Annotated in this window: 19 protein-coding genes and 1 pseudogene; 19 read left to right on the forward strand and 1 reads right to left on the reverse strand. The window is 27.5% G+C overall.

Annotated features, from left to right (window positions below):
- Positions 1-36 precede the first annotated feature (36 nt).
- The 12 genes and pseudogenes from J2Z24_RS11225 to J2Z24_RS11280 all read left to right on the forward strand — a co-directional run bounded on the left by J2Z24_RS11225 (position 37) and on the right by J2Z24_RS11280 (position 10,908).
- Positions 37-540 (forward strand): sigma-70 family RNA polymerase sigma factor, encoded by a 504-nt coding sequence (locus J2Z24_RS11225; RefSeq protein ID WP_035144158.1) that lies wholly within the window; start codon positions 37-39, stop codon positions 538-540.
- A gap of 2 nt (positions 541-542) precedes the next feature.
- Complete coding sequence (locus J2Z24_RS11230) at positions 543-1,469, forward strand: hypothetical protein (protein WP_035144144.1); 927 nt, start codon at positions 543-545, stop codon at positions 1,467-1,469.
- A gap of 55 nt (positions 1,470-1,524) precedes the next feature.
- A complete protein-coding gene (locus J2Z24_RS11235) occupies positions 1,525-2,352 on the forward strand; it encodes an alpha/beta hydrolase (protein ID WP_035144143.1) in 828 nt (275 codons plus the stop codon).
- A 150-nt stretch (positions 2,353-2,502) separates the two neighbouring features.
- Positions 2,503-2,967, forward strand: a complete 465-nt coding sequence (locus J2Z24_RS11240) for a methylated-DNA--[protein]-cysteine S-methyltransferase (protein ID WP_035144141.1) — start codon at positions 2,503-2,505, stop codon at positions 2,965-2,967.
- A gap of 53 nt (positions 2,968-3,020) precedes the next feature.
- Positions 3,021-3,704, forward strand: coding sequence for a DNA alkylation repair protein (locus tag J2Z24_RS11245; protein ID WP_035144140.1), 684 nt, complete (start codon positions 3,021-3,023; stop codon positions 3,702-3,704).
- 80 nt (positions 3,705-3,784) lie between these two features.
- Positions 3,785-4,234 (forward strand): GNAT family N-acetyltransferase, encoded by a 450-nt coding sequence (locus tag J2Z24_RS11250; RefSeq protein ID WP_035144139.1) that lies wholly within the window; start codon positions 3,785-3,787, stop codon positions 4,232-4,234.
- A 157-nt stretch (positions 4,235-4,391) separates the two neighbouring features.
- Positions 4,392-5,021, forward strand: a complete 630-nt coding sequence (locus J2Z24_RS11255) for a TetR/AcrR family transcriptional regulator (RefSeq protein ID WP_035144136.1) — start codon at positions 4,392-4,394, stop codon at positions 5,019-5,021.
- A 14-nt stretch (positions 5,022-5,035) separates the two neighbouring features.
- Positions 5,036-5,890 (forward strand): ABC transporter ATP-binding protein, encoded by an 855-nt coding sequence (locus J2Z24_RS11260; protein WP_035144134.1) that lies wholly within the window; start codon positions 5,036-5,038, stop codon positions 5,888-5,890.
- A gap of 1 nt (position 5,891) precedes the next feature.
- Positions 5,892-6,935, forward strand: a complete 1,044-nt coding sequence (locus J2Z24_RS11265; protein ID WP_035144132.1) for an ABC transporter permease — start codon at positions 5,892-5,894, stop codon at positions 6,933-6,935.
- A 198-nt stretch (positions 6,936-7,133) separates the two neighbouring features.
- The gene (locus J2Z24_RS11270) at positions 7,134-8,387 is read left to right on the forward strand and encodes an IS110 family RNA-guided transposase (protein ID WP_035144129.1); all 1,254 of its coding nucleotides are present in this window, start codon (positions 7,134-7,136) and stop codon (positions 8,385-8,387) included.
- 405 nt (positions 8,388-8,792) lie between these two features.
- Entirely contained in the window at positions 8,793-9,788 is a 996-nt protein-coding gene (locus tag J2Z24_RS11275) for an ABC transporter permease (protein ID WP_035144125.1), read from the forward strand.
- A gap of 44 nt (positions 9,789-9,832) precedes the next feature.
- Positions 9,833-10,908 (forward strand): annotated as a pseudogene (locus J2Z24_RS11280) (M24 family metallopeptidase).
- Between the two features lie 142 nt (positions 10,909-11,050).
- Here J2Z24_RS11280 and J2Z24_RS11285 read toward each other — a convergent pair.
- A complete protein-coding gene (locus tag J2Z24_RS11285) occupies positions 11,051-12,409 on the reverse strand; it encodes a YjiH family protein (RefSeq protein ID WP_035144123.1) in 1,359 nt (452 codons plus the stop codon).
- 319 nt (positions 12,410-12,728) lie between these two features.
- Between J2Z24_RS11285 and trxB the strand changes: the two genes are divergently transcribed.
- From trxB to J2Z24_RS11320, 7 genes are all read left to right on the forward strand, one after another.
- A complete protein-coding gene (gene trxB / locus J2Z24_RS11290; RefSeq protein WP_035144121.1) occupies positions 12,729-13,676 on the forward strand; it encodes a thioredoxin-disulfide reductase in 948 nt (315 codons plus the stop codon).
- Positions 13,669-13,908, forward strand: coding sequence for a glutaredoxin family protein (locus J2Z24_RS11295; RefSeq protein ID WP_035144118.1), 240 nt, complete (start codon positions 13,669-13,671; stop codon positions 13,906-13,908). The genes trxB and J2Z24_RS11295 overlap by 8 nt, the downstream gene beginning before the upstream one ends.
- A 58-nt stretch (positions 13,909-13,966) precedes the next feature.
- Complete coding sequence (locus tag J2Z24_RS11300; RefSeq protein ID WP_035144116.1) at positions 13,967-14,503, forward strand: peroxiredoxin; 537 nt, start codon at positions 13,967-13,969, stop codon at positions 14,501-14,503.
- Between the two features lie 208 nt (positions 14,504-14,711).
- Complete coding sequence (locus tag J2Z24_RS11305; RefSeq protein WP_035144113.1) at positions 14,712-15,662, forward strand: NAD(P)-dependent oxidoreductase; 951 nt, start codon at positions 14,712-14,714, stop codon at positions 15,660-15,662.
- A gap of 456 nt (positions 15,663-16,118) precedes the next feature.
- Entirely contained in the window at positions 16,119-16,559 is a 441-nt protein-coding gene (locus tag J2Z24_RS11310) for a ferritin-like domain-containing protein (protein WP_051593067.1), read from the forward strand.
- 108 nt (positions 16,560-16,667) lie between these two features.
- Entirely contained in the window at positions 16,668-17,315 is a 648-nt protein-coding gene (eutH, locus tag J2Z24_RS11315; RefSeq protein WP_051593066.1) for an ethanolamine utilization protein EutH, read from the forward strand.
- Between the two features lie 299 nt (positions 17,316-17,614).
- On the forward strand, positions 17,615-19,336 hold the full coding sequence (locus J2Z24_RS11320) for a methyl-accepting chemotaxis protein (RefSeq protein ID WP_035144111.1): 1,722 nt from the start codon (positions 17,615-17,617) through the stop codon (positions 19,334-19,336).
- Positions 19,337-19,367: the final 31 nt, after the last annotated feature.

Below are 19,367 nucleotides of genomic sequence, written 5' to 3' on the forward strand. Positions count from 1 at the left end.
ATACAATATCTAGGATGGGATATTTGGATGGCTAATATAGACATGGAACTTGAAAGGTTAATAGAGGAATACGGAAATGATGTTTTGAAAATAGCATACCTATATTTAAAAAGCAAAGATAAGGCAGAGGATGTGTTTCAAGAAGTATTTTTAAAAGTGTATTCAAATTATGATAAATTAAACAATATAAAGAGTGAGAAAAGTTGGATTGTTAGTATTACAATTAACACTTGCAAAGATATGCTTAAGAGTTCTTGGCTTAAAAGAATAATATTTTTAGGAGAAAAAGAAGAGGAATGTTCTTTTATTTGTGAAGAGGATGTAGAAAAAAAGGTATTAGATAAAATCTATAGAAAGGGTGTTTTAAAAAAAATAATGGACTTACCGGATAAGTACAAAGAACCTATTTTGCTATATTATTATGAAGAATTTTCTACAGGAGAAATATCTGAAATTTTAAAAGTACCTGAAGGTACTATAAGAAGTAGATTGCATAGAGGAAGGCAACTCCTAAAAAATATTATAGGTGGGAAGAGTTAGTTATGATAGATAAGAATATAAAGCATATTATAGATAAAGAATTAGAATATATATATGTTACAGAAGAATTAAAAAAGGAAACTTTACAAAAATGTAAGAGAAATAAAGCTTGTTTTAAAAATACTCTAATATTTAATAAAGGATTCAAAGCATTAGCTTTAGTATGTACTCTTTTATTTATGTTTGTATTTTCTTATTTTTTATCATATCACAGTTTAAATAAGGGGCAAAAAAATTATTCTGTGAAAGATAATGGCAAAGGACAAGAGAAGAAATCTATTGAAAATAAAGTTGAGTATAATATAGAAAAACATATAAGTAAAGATGAGCTAAAAGGAAAGGAAATAGCAAAAGGGGAAAAAACAGCAAAGGATATAGAAATAAAACCACAAAAAAGGGATGAAAAAAAATTAAAGAGGGACAATGTTTCAGTAGATATAAATACTGAAAAGAAGGAAAATATAAAGGAAAGTGCGGTAAAGATACCAGATATTAAAGAATCTGAAGAAGCAGAGGGAACGGAAAATACAAAGAATATTAGTGCGGATAATAATGAAAAATTAATGATGTCAAGAGCTATGAAAAAAGAACCTATAGAAGAGAAAATAAAACAAGCGGAAGAATTTTGGAATGGAGAAGTACCTTTGCCATCCTATATACCAGAAGGATATAAAATGGAAGGAATAGATACTTATGCAAAAGAAGGAACAAAATTTATAAACATAACTTATAAAAAGGAAAAAAGCTACTTTAAGGTAGAAGGAATAAAGGGAGAGCATAAAGAATTAACTATAACAAATTTAGAAAATCCGATTAAAGGGGAAGAAAAAGCAAAGGAAGTAAAAATAAACAAAGAAGGGGTTTCATATATATTAAAGGGTGATGTAAAGGATGATATTTTACAAAAGATAGCAGAATCTATAGATTAAATTAGTAAAAGGAAAAATTACTTTTATGTAGAATAGATACCTAGGGGTGATTTATATGAGTATTAGTTTAGAATTTAAAATTAAAACTTATGATGGAATAGAAATCTTTTGTAAAAAAGATGTGCCAAAAGATGCAAAAGCTATGATTGTAATAGTACATGGATTATGTGAACATTTAGGAAGGTATGATTATTTTACCGAAAAATTAAATGAATTTGGATATGGAGTTTATAGATTTGATAATAGAGGTCATGGAAAATCAGGAGGAGAAAGAGGCTACTTAGAAAACTTTCAAAATTTTTTACAAGATGCAAATAAAATAGTTGATATAGCAAAAGAAGAACATAAGGACTTACCGATTTTTATGTTTGGACATAGTATGGGAGGACTTATAACAGCTGCTTATGGTATGAAGTATACAAATAAATTAAAAGGGCAGATATTGTCAGGAGCGGCAGTCATAGAACCATCTATATGTGCAGATTTAAAGAAAGACAATTATTTTGAAAAGCATCCAATGGAGAAATCTCCTAACAATTTAAGTTACTTAATTTCTAGAGATGAGGAAGTTATAAAAGATTATGATAAGGATCCTTTAGTATTAAAGGAAACCAACTTAAAATTGCTTGGAGAAGCATTTATTAATGGAACTCGCTGGGTGAGTGATAATGTAAAAAAATATATATATCCTTGTCTTATTATGCATGGAGCTGAAGATAAAATAGTATCACCAGAATCTTCAAAATGGTTATTTCAAAATATAAATTCTAAGGATAAAACATTAAAAATCTACGAGAGATGTTATCATGAAATATTAAATGAAAAAGAAGAAAAAGAAGAAGTTATAGAAAATGTACACAAGTGGATAAAAGAAAGAATATAATCTAAAAATAAAAAGCATATGATTTCTAGAATTAAAACTTTAGAATATCATATGCTTTTATAATTATAAAATTATATTTTAAAAGACAATAGAGAATTAATAGGGTAAACTATAATTATAGAAAAGATGTAGTTATGAGGGAGGAATAATATGAGTAATGCATATTACTATGAAACAGAAATTGGTAAGATAACAATTGTTGAGAATGGCATGTCAATTACCCATATGAATTTTGGACAAACAATTTTTAAAGATGCAAATATAATTGAGACACCTTTGTTAAAAAAATCAATACAACAGCTTCAAGAATATTTAGATGGAAAAAGAAAAGATTTTGATTTGCCACTTGAACCAAAAGGTACAGAATTTCAGCAAAAGGTGTGGAAATCACTAAAAGAAATTCCTTATGGTAAAACCTATAGTTACAGAGACATAGCAAAAAATATAGGTAATATAAAAGCTTGTCGTGCAGTAGGTATGGCAAATAACAAAAACCCAATACCTATATTTATCCCTTGCCATAGGGTAATTGGTGCGAATGGGAAATTAGTTGGTTATGCAGGTGGTTTAGATATTAAAGAAAAACTTTTAGAATTAGAAAAACAGAACGTATAAAGCTAAAACTAAGTTGATTCATAATAAGTCAATAAAAAAGAAGGAGGAAAATATTGAATAATAAGATAAGAGAAGAAATTTTTAAATTAGCAGATGAACAATATAAACAGTTTCAAAGTAAATTATGCCCCAATACTGATAATATTGTTGGAGTTAGGTTACCACTACTGAGAAAACTTGCAAAACAAATAGTCAAAGAAGATTGGCGAGAATATATGAACACAGCAGACAATGAATATTACGAAGAGGTTATGCTACAATGTATGGTTATAGGCTATGTAAAAGCAGATGTTGAAGAAATACTAAGTTATGTTACACAACTTATAACTAAAATTGATAATTGGGCTATTTGTGATAGTCTTTGCAACGGACTAAAATTTACGGAGAAGAACAAGGAGCGAGTTTGGGAATATTTACAACCATATCTATCATCAGAGAAAGAATTTGAAATGCGATTTGGTGTTGTAATGCTTCTTGATTTTTACATAGAAGAGATTTATATTGATGAAGTGTTACAGTTGTTAGATAGAGCAAAGCATGATGGATATTATGTAAAAATGGCTGTTGCTTGGGCAATTTCAATTTGTTATATCAAATTTCCTCAAAAAACAATGGAATATCTAAAGAACAATACATTAGATAATTTTACATATAATAAGGCATTACAAAAAATAACAGAATCCTTAAGAGTAGATAAAGAAACAAAAATACTTATTCGTAGTATGAAACGTAAGTAAAAGATTCTTATATAAATTAAAAAGTAAAATCCATGACAATGAATAGAATAGTTTAAATAAAGAAAGAAGGAAACAACAAATTGCATTGGAAGATTAAAAGATTTGAAGAACTAAGTGTGGAAGAAATATATGAAATATTAAGGAGAAGAAATCAAGTTTTTATTGTTGAACAACAGTGTCCTTATGATGATGCTGATGAAAAGGATAAAAGTGCATACCATTTATTCTGTGAAGATAAAGGGCAGATAGTTGCTTATATAAGAATTTTAGACAAAGGAATTTCATATGACGAAATATCTATAGGGAGAGTTCTAGTACACAAGGAATACCGTGGAATGGGATTAGCAAGACAACTTATGATAAAAGGAATGGACTATATAGAAAATACTTTAGGCGAAAAACAAATAAGGATTTCTGCTCAGAAATATTTAACTGATTTTTATAAAAGCTTAGGATTTAAGATTGTATCTTCAGTTTATTTTGAAGATAATATTCCACATATAGAAATGTTTTATGAAAAACTATATTAATAAAAAGTACACATAATAACGGAAATTTATCAATTATTTACAATTTAAAATAATTAATAAATTTCCGTTATATTTTTATTGACAATATGACCATATAGTCATATTATAAAAGTAAGAAAACATGACTTATAAGTCATATAGAAAAATGGAGGTTATTATGCCAAAGAACACTTTTTTGAATTTACCTGAAGAAAAGAGACAAAGAATTTTAGAAGTGGCTATAGATGAATTTTCCAAAAATACTTTTAAAAATGCAAGTATATCTAAAATAGCTGAAAATGCAAATATATCAAAAGGAAGTGTATATCAATATTTCAAAGATAAGAAAGATTTATACAAATATGTTTTAGAAATATCTTCTGAGAAAAAAGTTGAATATCTAATGCAATGTATGCACAACATGGAGGATTTGAATTTTATAGACATTATAAGAGAACTATATATTAAAGGAATAGAATTTGCTAAAGAAAATCCTAAATTAGCGGCTATAGGGAATAATTTTATTAAAGAAAATGATATGAAATTTAAAGAGGAAATTTTAGGTATGGGAATGGAGAAAAGTAATAAGTTTTTTGAAGAACTTATTGAAAAAGCTAAAAGAAAAGGAGAGATAAATTTAAATATAGATACTAAGGTAGGAGCATATATGATTTCTAGTTTAAATATAGCTATAATGGACTATTTACTTAGTTATATGAAATATGAAGATGTTATAGAAGATACTAAATCTCTTTTAGATAATGTAGATAAGATGTTATATATAATTAAAAATGGCTTTAAAGCTTAGAGGGAAGGAAATTTATGATTGAAGTGAAAAATTTATATCATTCCTATTTTAAAAATGGAAGCTATGCTATAAAAGATTTAAATTTTTATATAAAACCGGGAGAAATATTTGGATTTTTAGGGCCTAGCGGTTCTGGAAAATCTACTACACAAAATATTCTTATAGGACTTTTACCATTGCAAAGAGGAGAGATTTTAATAAATGGAAAAGATATAAGTGAAAGCGGGAAAAATTTATTTAATTATATAGGAGTTTCTTTTGAAAAACCTAATGTATATAAGAAACTTTCTGCATTAGAAAATTTACAGTTTTATAAAAGTATGTTTAAAGTACCTACAGAGGATCCCATGAAACTATTAAAAATGGTTGGACTTGAGAAAGATGCACATAAAAAAGCAGGGGAATATTCAAAAGGAATGCTACAAAGATTGGTATTTGCAAGATCTATGATAAATAATCCTAAAATATGGTTTTTAGATGAACCTACTTCAGGATTAGATCCTACTACTACAAGTGTTATAAAAGATATTATAAAGGAAAAACAAAAAATGGGAACTACTATATTTTTAACCACTCATAATATGCATATTGCAGAAGAATTATGTGATAGGGTAGCATTTATAACTAATGGAGAATTAAGGACTATGGACTCACCTAGAAATCTTAAACTAAAATATGGAGAAAAGCTTGTTACTGTAGAATATAGAGAAGATAAAATTTTAAAAAGAGAAACCTTATCTTTGACTGATGAAAAACAAAAACTTAGAATAAATGAGCTTATATTAAAAGCTAGTATAGAAACAATTCATACTCAGGAAGCTACTTTAGAGAAAATATTTATAAAAGTTACAGGTAAGGAGTTGAAATAGTATGAAAAGTTTTTTTGGACTGCTTAAAAAGGATTTTAAAATAGCATATAGAAATTATTTTTTTCTTATAATAGCTATAGTAGCAGGTATATTAATAGTTGTAACAAACTTTTTTATACCTAAAAAGGCTAGTATAGACTCAAATATTATATATATGATGGAAGAAGAAAATATAGGAAGTCTAAATAAACTCAATAATTACTTTAGCAAAACACAGGGAAGTAGAAGGGTAAATTGTAGGGATGAAGTTATAGATATAATGAGAAAGGATAAGAACAGTATAGGTATAATACTGAAAGAGACTCAAGGAAAGATAAATGCTGAACTTATAATGCAAGGTTATGAAAGTGAGCAAAGTAAAAGAGCTATAGCTTTATCTTTAGAATCTTTATTACAGGAAAAACATACAGTAAATTACAATATTGAAAATGTAGTATTAGGTAGCAAGGAAGGTTTGAAGGACATTTCTTTTAATAAGGCTATGGTTCCTATTATGATATTAAATGAGTCTGTAATGCTTGCATTTATTCTTATTGTTGCACTAATATTTATGGAGAAAGAAGAAGAAACAACGAAATCATATGGCGTAAGTCCAGGTGGAATTGGTATATATCTTTTTTCTAAGATATCACTTATGGCATTTTTAAGTATAATATCTACTATAATAATTACTATTTTTACAGTAGGTTTTAAGGTGATGTGGATACCTTTATTCATTACAATAATAGTAAGTAGTATATTTAGTTCTACATTAGCCATGCTTATAGGAAGTTTTTTTGATAATATATCAAAAGCAATGATATGGATATTAGGTATAAGTTTATTTCTTACAGCTCCTATTGTTTCATATTTTATGCCAAGCTTTTCACCAACATTTGTCACTTTAATACCAACTTATGATATGATGTTTGCCATTAGAGAAACTGTGTTTACCACAGGAAATTCAACAATTATATATACAAATACAATTAAATTAGTTGTTATTGATATAATTTTATATTTATTGTCCTTAATCTATTATAAACGGAATTTATTAATGAAATAAGTAACAATATTTAAAATAAGATTAAGTAATGTTCGTTAGAAAATAAAGATGTTTTCTATCAAATGTTGCAACTATATTATACGAGTATTCCTGTAATAAAGAGTTTTAGGCTTTGAGATGAATAAAAAAACCTGATATAAATATATTGTGTCAACCTGCAAAAGACAACAAATAATTTATATCAGGAGGTAAACTTAAATGAATAACATAATAATGATTCCCAATACTTTAATTCTAGGAATAGATATTGCAAAAGAAAATCACTATGGTCAATTTGTAGTGAATGGTGAATATATAAAAAAACCATTCCTAATAAAGAATACCAAAGAATCTTTTGATTGTCTATTAGAAACAATAAAAGAATTAACAAATAAATATGGGACAGTTCATACTCTTGTAGGTATGGAGCCGACAGGCCATTATTGGAAAAATATCGCCTACTATTTAAAAAATAGAGGTATAAATATATGTTTAGTTAATCCTTATCATGTTAATAAAACAAAAGAATTAGAAGACAATAGTCCTACTAAGAATGACAAAAAGGATGCCAAAATAATATCAAAACTAATCTATCAAGGACAATATCTTACATGTATGTTTGAAAAAGAAATATATATTAATTTAAGATTGTGTAGTAATAATAGACAAGAATTAAAAAGGCAGCTAATTGCTGAAAAAGTAAGACTAATAGTGCTATTAGATGAATATTTTCCAGAACTCACAAGATTATTTTCAGATATATTAAGTAAATCTTCAATAGCAATTTTAAAATCCTGTCCTTTTCCGAAGGATATTTTAGATATTGGAATTGAAAAGCTTACACGGATTTTAAAAGATGCTACTAAAAATCGTGTTGGTTTGAAAAAGTCTATATTGGTATATGAGGTAGCTAAAAAATCAATAGGCGTACCCGTAGGGTTAGAAGGTGCAAAATATAGATTAGAGTTAGTTTTAAGGAAGTTAGAATGGCTTCAAAAAGAAATAGATGCAGTTGAAGAAATGATGAAACAATACTTAGATAAAACCGGTTATGCTGACTTTCTATTAAGTATACAAGGCGTTGGAATAGTGACTGCTGCAAGTTTTTTAGCTGAGGTAGGAGATATATCTAAGTATGATGACTATAAGCAAATTCAAAAAGTTGCGGGGCTAAATCTGAAAGAAACTAGTTCTGGCATGAAAAAAGGAAAAACTAAAATTAGTAAAAGAGGTAGATCTAATTTAAGAAATATCTTATATCAAGCAGCTATGGTTATGGTTGCCAAAAATCAAGCATTTAGGGAAATTTATGAACATCTCACAAAAAGACAAGATAATAAACTTACAGGAAAACAAGCAATAGTAGCGTTAAGTGTTAGACTTATTAAAGCCATGTACACTTTATGTACTAAAAAGTTGATGTACTCACATGATAAAGTTCATGGACTAAATAATTATCAACAAGTAGCTTAATAAGATATTTTAGGTTATATAAGTAATAAAAAATTGTTCTTTTAAAAAAGAGTAAGGTTAAGCACGTTCAGACCCCCATAAGGGCTTAAATGACCCAGTATACGAGGATTAACGCTAGCACCTGCTCTAAAATGCAGAACGAAGGAATGATAGAGGCACAAATGTTGTGTACTCAGGGAGACATGGTAGGGTCAGCATTAGAGCTTTTTAGGTGAATACCTTCAAATTATTGGTAAATGTGAACCTCTAATGGGGCTGTCTACTAAACTCCAGTAAAATAAAGCTATATATTCAATATAATTCTAAATATCTACTAAGTTTGCTTTATAATATAAATTGAAATTCTGTGAAAACAAGAGAATATTAAAGAAAATATTAAATTATTGAGGTAGGAGGGATAATATTATGAATAGGATGTTTTCTATATTTAAGAGAGACTTAATTAGCAGCTTTAGAGAATTTCTTTTAATCTACATTATATTAATTCCAATAATTCTTGCAATTGCATTACGTTTTTTTATTCCTAGTATTAACTCTGTTTCTTTTAAGTTTGCTATTGATAAAAATATGGATAATAAGATTATAGAACAATTTAAAGATTATGGTAGTATAGAATTATTTGATGGAAGAGAAGAAATAAAGGGTAGAGTGAAAAAAGTTGATGATGTCATTGGAATTATGCAAAAGGATAAAGATAATTTTATAGTTATAATGGAAGGAAATGAAAAAGAAAGCTCTAAATTTATTCCTCAGCAAATAATAAGAAGTATTAATAAAAAAAGTAATGAATCTATAGTGAAAATTAGTAATATAGAAACTAAAATATCTTTAGTTGCAGTATATGGAGCGAGTTCTATTATATTGATGGCAATTGTGTTTTCAGGTGTTATTGTAGGTTTTAATATTATAGAGGAAAAAGAACTAGGCACAATAGGTGCATTAAATACCACACCTATGACAAGCATAGATTTTATTTTAGGGAAGAGTATAATTGGGTTTATTCTACCTATTATTGAAAGTTTCATAATATTATGGATTTTAAATATGATGTCTTTAAATATTGGTATGATGATTGTAATTACTTTAACTAGTTCTTTAATATCTATATTATTTGGATTTCTTATAGGAGTTTTTAGTAGTAATCAAATAGCTGGTGTTGCTAATATGAAACTTTTGCTTATATTAGTATCTGCATCGTATGTTGGGGCAATACTACTTCCTAAAAGTAAACAAGGATTTTTATATTGGTCCCCATTATATTGGAGTAGTTTAGGATTAAATTCAGTTATTATGAATACAGCTAATTGGAATGATGTTCTAAATTATAGTTTTTGGATTTTAGCTTTAACATTAGTTATATTTTTAGTTTGTAGAACAAAAATAAAAAATACATTAATTTAATATTAAAAAAGGCTAATTTTTGGCAAATTTGAGGGGGAATAAAAATGAACGAAATTAGAATTAAAAGAGTGTTAAAAGAAATGGAAGAAAAAAATATACTGCAAATTATAATTTCAGATCCAGCTTCAATTTTTTATTTAACAGGAAAGTGGATTCATCCAGGAGAAAGACTTTTAGCTCTTTATCTTAATATAGATGGAAATCACAAATTGTTTATAAATGAATTATTCCCAGTGTATGAGGATTTAGGGGTGGAAAAGGTATGGTTTAATGATACTAAGGATGGAGTTCAGATAATTTCTCTATATATAGATAAGAATAAAACTATAGGAATAGATAAAAACTGGTCAGCTCGCTTTTGTTAAGACTTATGGAATTAAGTCCAAATGCTACATTTATTAATGGATCCGAAATTATAGATAGAATTAGAATGTATAAAGACGAAGAAGAAAAGAATGTTATGAGAATGGCTTCTAATTTAAATGATAAGGCTATGGAAAAGCTTATTAAATCTATTAAAATGGATCTTTCTGAAAAGAATATGGCAAATATATTATCTAATATATATGAAGAATTGGGAGCGGAAGGGTTTTCGTTTTCTCCAATAATAGCTTATGGTGCTAATGGAACAGATCCACATCATGAATTAGACAATTCAACTCTTAAAGAAGGGAATAATATAATACTAGATATAGGGTGTAAATATAGGTCCTATTGTTCAGATATGACTAGAACAGTGTTTTATAAATATGTACCGGATAATAGCAAAAAAGTGTATAACATAGTTTTAGAGGCTAATAAAAGAGCCATACATAAGGTTAAACCAGGAGTAAAGTTTTGCGATATAGATTGGGCCGCTAGAGAATATATTGAGAAAGCTGGATATGGAAAATATTTTAATCATAGAACAGGACACTCTATTGGCATAGATGTACATGATTTAGGAGATGTGTCTTCTGTAAACACTGATATAGTGAATCCAGGTATGATATTTTCTATAGAGTCAGGAATATATATTCCTGGAGAAGTGGGAGTATGAATTGAGGATTTGGTTTTAGTTACAGATGATGGATGTGAAGTTTTAAATAAGTATAATAAGGAAATTACTATAATAGATTAAAAAGAGCTAAATGTTTTTTAAAAAGAATAAATAATAAATTAATGAAAATTTTCTTCTGTTATTCTGCAGGAAATCTTTAATCTAAAATTTTTACTAATACAATGAAGAAAAATTATTCATATCTATTATTTATTCTTTATATTTAAAATAAAAAGTGTGCAATTAGTGCAATAATAGGTAAAGTTATAAGGGTACGCTGAAGGAAAATTATTATTAAGTCCTTCATACTTACAGGTATTTTAGATCCTATTAAAAGTCCACCTACCTCAGACATATAGATTAATTGAGTAACTGATACACAAGCTATTACAAATCTTGTTAATTCACTTTTAATTGTAGCTCCTATAACTGTTGGTAAGAACATATCAGCAAAGCCTACAACTAGAGTTTGAGATGCTTCCTTTGCTTCAGGTATTTGTAAAAGATTTAATAATGGTATAAAGGGTAATCCTAACCATTTAAATATAGGAGTATATTCAGCTAATATTAAAGCAAAAGTTCCCATAGCCATAACCACAGGAGTTACACCTAAAAGCATATCTAATACATTTTTAAAGCCTTGTACTAAAAAATCCATTAAACTAGTATTTTCACTAGATTTTATTAATGCTTTTTCTAATCCCCATTTAAAAGGAGTATAATTTTCAGGAATTGTTTCTGATGTAGCTTTTTTAACATCATTATAATAACTATCAGGTTTTTTTGATAGAGGAGGAATTCTTGGTGCTATTATAGCTACCACAAATCCAGATAAAGTAACAGTTAAGTAAAATGGTATAAAAAGATGTTCAAGATTTACTTGAGAAATAACAACCAAGCTGAAAGTTATAGACACAGCTGAAAAGGTTGTACCAATAACTGCAGATTCTCTTTTACTGTAGTAACCGTCCTCATATTGTTTGCTCGTAAGCATTACACCTACAGTTCCATCTCCAAGCCAAGATGCAATACAATCTATAGAAGAACGCCCTGGTAAAGTAAAAATAGGACGCATAATTTTTGTTAATAATATACCGAAAAATTCCAGCAATCCATAATTTAAAAGCAAGGGTAAAAACATACCTGCGAAAATGAATACTGAAAATAAAATTGGAAGTAAACTATTTAAAAGAAGACCTCCTGTAGCTTCTGACCATACCCATTTAGGTCCTATTTGAAAAAATGTAAAAATTGCAAAAAATGCTCCAAATATTCTAGCCACAAACCACATATTAGAAACGTTAAACAATTGGTTTAAAAATTTATTATTTAGAATTGATGCTGGTTTAAAAACTTTAGTTATGATGCTACCTATAGAAGTTATACATATTATTAAGGTCATAATCATTGGCAGTATACTTTCAAGACTTTTTAATACAAATTTTGAAAGTATTGCTATAGGTATAGTTATTTCCCCATTGTAAGGAATGGGAAGCATAAAAAGAAATACACCAATTAAAGAAGGTATTAAGAATTTAAATAAATTTTTTACTGAATAATTAACATTTAGTTCCTTTTCCATAGTTACCTCCAAACCCCTTTTTTTATTAATATTTATACAGCGACATTCATTATAATGCATAAGAATGAATTTATCAAGGTATTATTATTAAAAAATGAATTTAAATTTGCTTTTGTTTAAAAATTTAATGAAACAATATATAGTATTTAATTAAGAATATTTAAAGTAATTTAGAGGAAAAATACTTATGATTATTTATAAGTACATTGAATAAAAAAATAATAAAGATACTATTGACAGCGTAAGAATATTATACTAATATATATTTAAAGATAATAATTATCAAATACTAATATATATTAATTGAGTGGTGTTTAATATGAATAAAGAAGAGAAGAAAATAGATTTGGTTATAATTGGATCAGGTCCAGCGGGACTCACAGCTGCAATATATGCTGCTAGATTAAAATTAAATTTTATTGTATTGGAAGATGAACTTGTGGGAGGACAGATAAGAGCCAGCTATATAGTTGAAAATTATCCAGGATTTAAGAAGATAAGCGGAGAGCAGCTAATAAATAATATGCAAGAGCAAGCTGTAAATGCAGGAGCAAATATAGATGAATTTGATAATATAGTTAGAGTGGATTTAAGAAATGAAGAAAAAATAATAGAAACTGAAAATTATATATATAAACCTGATACAGTAATAATAGCTGCTGGATCTAAATATAGACCTCTTCCCATACCAGAAGAAGAAAAATACCATGGTAATGGAATACATCATTGCGAGTTATGTGATGGACAGATGTATGAAGGAAAGGAAATAATAGTAGTTGGAGGAGGAAACTCTGCACTAGAAGGAGCTATATTTTTATCTAGGTATGCAAAGACTATAACTATTATTCATCAGTTTGATCATTTTCAAGGAGAAAAAAGCCTTCAAGAGGAACTTTTTAAAAGTTCTAAAGTAAAGGTAATATGGAATACTGAAATAAGGCATGCCTTTGGTGAAGAAAAATTAGAAGGTGTAGTTGTACAAAATTTAAAAACTAAAGGAACATATAAAGTTGAAGCTGATGGAATATTTGTATATATAGGAATGATTCCAAGAACTGATTTATTTAAAGATTATATAAAATTAAATAAAGCAGGATATATTGAGGCAGATGAGACTACACAAACAAATGTAAAAGGAGTTTTTGCAGCTGGAGATGTAAGAACAAAACTTTTTAGACAATTGACTACAGCTACTGCAGATGGAGCTGTAGCAGCTTTAATGGCTGAAAAATACATTGTAGAAAAGAGGAGGAATATAAATGATTAAAATATATACAACAGCAACTTGTCCTTATTGTAAGAAAGCTAAGGCTTACTTAGATATGAAAAAGGTTGAATATGAAAATATAGATGTATTGAAAGATAAAAAAGGAAGGGAAGAGTTAATTAAACTTTCAGGTCAGCAGTCTGTACCAGTATTAAATATTCATGGAGAAATAATGGTAGGATTTGACAAATATGCTATTGATGAAGCACTAAATAAACTAGTAGAGGTTTAAATATAATATGAATGTAAAGATATGAAATGATTATTTAAAATAAAGGAGAGATTTTAATATGGATAGATTAGTAGGAAAAGTGGCTCCAGCCTTTACAATGAATGCAGTTAAAGGAGATGGAAGTGACTTTATAAAAGTTAACCTAGAAGATTATAAAGGTAAATGGTTAGTAATGTTTTTTTATCCATTGGACTTCACATTTGTATGCCCAACAGAAATAACTGGATTTAGTAATAAATATAATGACTTTAAAAAAGCCCATGCAGAAGTTTTAGCAGTAAGTTGTGATAGTGAATATTCGCATCAAGCTTGGATAAATGGTAGAAAAGAAGAGGGAGGCCTTGGAAAAATAGAGTTTCCAATAGCCTCAGATAAAACCTATAGTGTGGCTAAAAATTATGGTATATTTATAGAAGAAGAAGGAATTTCATTAAGAGGTTTATTCATAATAGATTCAGAAGGTGTTGTAAGATATCAAGTAGTACATGATTTAAATGTTGGTAGAAATGTAGATGAAACTTTAAGAGTGCTTAAAGCATTACAAACAGGCGGATTATGTGCGGTTAACTGGCAAGAAGGAGAAAAACTCTTATAGAGGTCAGATAAAGCACTTTCCAAATAAAAGACTTATACTTTAGAGTATAGGTCTTTTATTTTGGAAATACCTTTTACTAGTGATAAAACTTCTTTGATGGAAAGATTTCTCAGATAAATTGCAAAAAATAAGCCGTAAGCAGCATTGTAATATATAGGTAAAAGTTATACTATATAAATAGTAGACTTTTTAAGGAGGATGAATAATTATGAAAATAGTTATACTTGAATCACTTGGAATATCAGAGGATCAAATTAGAACTATAGCTTCAGATATTACAGACAAAGGACATGAACTTGTTACCTATAATGATAGGATAGAGGATATAGAAATTTTAAAAAAAAGAGCCTCTGGAGCAGATATTTTGGTTTTAGCTAACATGCCTTTAAAGGAAGAAGTAATAAAATCAGTAGAAAATCTTAAGATGATTTCTGTAGCTTTTACTGGAGTAGATCATATAGATATGAAAGCTTGTAGAGAAAAAAATATCATAGTATGCAATGCGGCAGGATATAGCACATCTTCAGTGGCAGAACTTACCTATGGACTTATATTTTCGGTTTTAAGAAATATAGTTCCATTGGACAAAGCTACAAGAGAAGGAAAAACTAAGTTAGGTTTTACTCAAAATGATTTATCAGGTAAAACTATAGGCATTATTGGTACAGGTGCTATTGGATTAAAAGTTGCTCAAGTAGCTAAAGCTTTTGACTGTAATATTCTAGCTTATAGTAGAAGTGAAAAGGAAGAAGCATTAAAATTAGGAATAAAATATGTGTCTTTAGATGAACTTTTAAAGAATAGTGATGTGGTATCCATACATATACCAGCAAATGATGAAACTAAGGGACTTATAAGCAAAGAAAAGATAGCTTTAATGAAATCTAATGCTATATTTATAAATACAGGAAGAGGATCTATAGTAGATAATAAAGCTTTAGCTAAAGCTTTAAAGGAAGGAAAAATAGCAGGTGCTGGTATAGATGTATTTGATATGGAACCACCAATACCAAAGGAGTATGATTTATTAAGTGTTTCCAATGCTGTACTTTCTCCGCATATAGGTTTTGCTACAGAGGAAGCTATGATAAGAAGAGCACATATTGTTTTTGAAAACATAACTAAATGGTTAGGTGGGAATCCACAAAATTTAATATAAAGCAATTGTTGATTTAAGATAGAATTTAATTAAATAGATAGATTACTTAAATATTTAATCTAAAAATGAATTGTAGAATATGATTTTACAATTCATTTTTTTTAGAAAGCTATGAATTATTTTATATAAATTTTTATATTAATGACCTTTTATTATTTAATACTAGATACAAAATACTAATTATAATAGTACAATAGAGCTGTTGGAATTTTTGTTTAAAAATTCCAAAATTAATATTATTAATAGATGTAATAAATAAGCTAACTAAGGTTAAAGATAAGATTAATATCAGAATAAATACTATAAAGTTTTTAAAACATGATTATGAATATTTCCTAAAAGAAAAAAACGTTAAGAAAGACTTTTATAAAACAATTTACAATGGAAGATCTATTAAAAAAGTTTAAGGAAAATAATATAGCAGAATATAAATTTATATTAAGGAGGAATTAAAATATGAAAAACCGTAATATTAATGACTTAAATACTTTGTTAAAAGGTGAATATATGGCTATTGATAAGTATGACCACTATATTAAAGGAATAGTTAATGAACAAGTAAAAGGAGAACTACAAAATATTCAAAAGATGCATAAAAAACAAGCAGAAAATATCTCTACAAAAATACAGCAGTTAGGAGGAAATCCTCTAAATGGGTCAGGTATAACTGGCTTTATATCTGATATAGCTTCTAATATAAGAAATGAAAAAGATGCTCAGAGCATTTTAAAAGGAGCTATAGAAGGAGAGAAAATGGGATTGGATGCTACAACCCAAATATTAAACAATATTACTGATGAGGATAGTAAAAATCTTATAAATGGAATAATAAATGAAAATAGGAATGCACTTAGTGCTTTAGGAAGTATTACTAATAATTCTAATAATATACAGTAATTTTAAAAAATAAAGCAACTCAAATATTAGTTGCTTTATTTTTTATAAGCTAATATATAAAAAATAGCTCAACTAATACGAAAACAAAAATAAAAGTATAATATTGTAATGATTGGAATTATAACTATACCAATTGGAGAGTTTTGTGCAGGACTTTTTTTACAATTAAATTTAAAAGAATTAATTGTAAATCTTTTTCCTATAATTATATTTTCTTTACTTTTAAGTATAGGGCTTATGAAATTTCCCGGTATTTTAATGAAAGGTTTTAATATTTTTGGAACATTCATTATAATTTTAAGTGGTATAGGAATACTACTTGTTGGATCTGAAGTCATATTCGGAGTAATATTTATTAAAGAACTAACTCCTTTTAGTGAAGGAATGGCTGTAGTTGGCAAAATTGCTTTTATTTTAGGGGGAGCATATCCAATGCTAACTTTTTTGAGTAAAATTTTCAAAAACTCTTTTGATAAATTAGGAAAGATATTAGAAATTAATAGTATATCAGTAGCTGGACTTATAGGAAATTTGGCTAGTAATTTATTAATATTTAGTACATTTAAGGATATGGACACAAAAGGGAAAGTTATTTGCTCTGCTTTTGCTGTAAGTGGGGCTTTTGTATTTGGTGGACAACTTGGTTTTGCAGCTGGTGTATGTCCAAAATCTGTGGGAGCTTTTATGATTTCTAAGTTTATATCAGGAATATTAAGTATTTGTATTGCTAATGTTACATTTACATTAATTAAATAATTCGTATACCCAATCTAAAAGTTTATAAAGGTTTATCAAGTATATAACTATATGAGAAAATGATAATATAAATAAATTGTAAAAATAACTAAAGTTAATTTATTTTTTAGTAAATTTTGCTATAATAATTAATATAGAAGTATTATTAAACAGAAGAACTTATCTAAGGTTATAACATTGCTTATTTTAAATTTTTATAGAAAATCATATGTTTATTATGATTTTTTGTACAGCCCAATGAAAAAGATATGGTAGCAATGAAATAAAATATACACAGAGAGGAGAGGGGTAAAATTAAAATGAAGAGGAATTGTAAGAATAGGACAACAATAAGAACACAATGGAATAAAAGTATTATGATGTTAGCTGTAGGAATTTTTATAGTAGTTGGAGGAGGTGCATATTTAGCTGTAAAAACAATTACAAGAGATATTATTTCTAAGGCAGAACCTATGTTTAGTTATATAATATCTAATGAATTAAATGAAAGAAATATAAATGATTTAATAAATGATAAAGAAAATAGTGAACCATATAAAAAAATAGATAATGCATTAACCGCATTGCAAAATAAAGGGTCAGAGATATTTAATAAAATTTATGTAATTAAGAAAAATGGTAATGAAGGTTGGAACTATATAATAGAAAAATCTAAAGAAAATAATAAGAAATTTGGAGAAGCTTTTGATTCTACATATAATGAAGGAGAAATAAATGAAGCTTTAAATAATAATAAGCTTGCTGTAGGAGATAAAAAAGATTCTGAAGTTTCGGTTTTTATACCTATAAAGATAAAGAATGGTATGGATATAATTTTAGGTATAGATTTTAATTTACAAGCTATAAAAAGAATTCAATTTATAAGTTTAGCAATTCTTATTGGGTTAATGATGTTAAGTTTATTTATAATAAGATTTATAGTAGGTGTTATTACAAAGAAACAGACTAAGTCTATTACAGTATTAGTAGATAAGATGAAGGAAATGGCAGATTTACAGGGGGATTTAACTAAAAGAATAGAAATAGATAGTAATGATGAAATTGGAGAATTAGCTTTTTATACTAATAAGATGTTAGATACTATACAAGTTACTTTAAAACAAGTAAATGATTTATCTCAAAATTTAAATAGAACTACAGAAGATTTTACAAATTCTTTTAATAGAACTACAGAGGAATTTAAGATAATGAATGATGCAGTACAGCATATATCAGAGAGAATAGAAAGTCAAACAGAGGAAATTGCAAAAACTTCTGAAAGTGTTGTTCAAATAAATAATGCTATAGGTGGTATAGCAGATAGTTCACAGCAAGTTACAGAACAAGCTATTACTACTAGTAATAATGCAATGGAAGGAAATAGAGTCATGGAAAAATTGGAGGAGCACTCAAAAGAAATATTTTCTGTGGTTGACAAGACTTCCAAATTAGTTAAACAATTAGGGGATAAGTCACAAGAAATAAATGGAATAGCTGATGCTATTGGCGCTATAGCATCTCAAACTAATCTGTTAGCGCTTAATGCTTCTATTGAAGCGGCAAGAGCAGGTGAACAAGGGAAAGGATTTGCTGTTGTGGCAGAAGAAGTTAGAAAATTAGCAGAGGAATCTGCAAAATCAGCAGAAAGTATATTCGCACTTATACAGGAAGTAAGAGAAGGCATTGAAAATGCAGCGGTATCAATGGAACATGTATCAGAGAAGACATCAGAGCAAAGCCAATTCGTAGAGCAGGTTACTGCTAAATTTAATGATATAGTAAGTTCTATAAATAATGTATCAGAAAGTGTAGAAGAAGTGTCAGCTTCAACTGAAGAAATGTCTTCTAATATAAACATGATAACATCAAAATTTGAAAATTTAGCTTCTATATCTGAAGAAAATAGTAGTGCAACAGAAGAGATAGCTTCTTCTATAGAAAATCAATCAACCACAATAAAATCATTATCAGATTTAATTAAAGATTTGAATGGTAAATCCTCAGAACTTATGAATAAGTTATTGAATATGAAATTACATTAAATATAAGATAAAACATGGTGAAAAACAAAGC

This window comes from Clostridium tetanomorphum (assembly GCF_017873215.1).
Classification (GTDB): Bacteria; Bacillota; Clostridia; order Clostridiales; family Clostridiaceae; genus Clostridium_AO; species Clostridium_AO tetanomorphum.